This window comes from Streptomyces sp. NPDC001508, assembly GCF_040298665.1.
Classification (GTDB): Bacteria; Actinomycetota; Actinomycetes; order Streptomycetales; family Streptomycetaceae; genus Streptomyces.
Genome location: NZ_JBEPAP010000179.1, coordinates 1 through 1,023 on the forward strand (window position 1 = coordinate 1; position 1,023 = coordinate 1,023).

Consider the following 1,023-nt stretch of genomic DNA (forward strand, 5'->3'; position numbering starts at 1 on the left):
CCAGTGGTGTTTGTGTTGGAAGGGGTAGGTGGGGAGGGGGGTGTGGGTGGTGGTGTGGGGGTGGGGCCAGGTGGTGGGTTGGCCGTGGGTCCAGGCGGTGGCGTGGGCGGTGTGGAGGGGGTGTGGTGTGTGTTGGTTTCGGGTGAGGGTGTGGATGGTGGTGGCTTGGGGGTTGGTGTGGTGGATGGGGGTGGTGAGGGTGGGGTGGGGGCTGGGTTCGAGGTAGGTGTGGTGGCCTTCGTCGGTGAGGCGGGTGAGGGTTTGTGTGAGGCGGACGGGGTTGCGGAGGTTGTTGTACCAGTAGGCGGGGGTGAGGTCGGTTCCGGTGACGGGTTGGGTGGTGAGGGTGGAGTGGAGGGGGGTGTGGCCGTGGTGGGGGGTGATGGGTGCGAGGGCGTCGAGGAGGTCTTGGTGGAGGGCTTCGGTGTGGTGGGTGTGGGAGGGGTAGTCGACCGGCAGGAGGCGGGCTTTGATGCCGTCGGTGTGTAGTTGTTGGAGGAGTTGGTGGAGTTGGGTTTGGTCGCCGGCGAGGGCGGTGTGGTGTGGGCTGTTGTGGGCGGCGATGTGGATGTGGGGGTAGGCGGGGAGGTAGTGGTCGGTGAGGGTGTCGGCGGGGAGGTTGGCGGTGGCCATGCCGCCGTGGCCGGTGAGGTGGTGGCGGATGAGCTGGGAGCGCAGGGCGATGATGCGGGCGGAGTCTTCGAGGGTGAGGATGCCGGCGATGTGGGCGGCGGCGATCTCGCCCTGGGAGTGTCCGATGACGGCGGTGGGGGTGATGCCGAGGTGTTCCCAGCAGCGGGTGAGGCCGATCATCATGGCCCACAGGGCGGGCTGGACGATGTCGACGCGGTCCAGGGCGTGGGGGTCGGTGTCGCGCAGGACGTGTTCGAGGTCCCAGTCGATGTGGGGGGCGAGTGCGTGGGCGCAGTCGGTGATGGCCTGGCGGAAGACGGGTGAGGTGTCCAGGAGTTGTGCGCCCATGCCGGGCCACTGCGCTCCCTGACCCGGAAACACAAACACCGG

At 68.3% G+C, this 1,023-nt stretch carries 1 protein-coding gene; it reads right to left on the bottom strand.

Annotated elements, in window-relative coordinates:
- On the bottom strand, window positions 1-1,020 hold a 1,020-nt coding region (locus tag ABT245_RS45965), incomplete at its 3' end, for an acyltransferase domain-containing protein (protein WP_351747157.1).
- Window positions 1,021-1,023 lie beyond the last annotated feature (3 nt).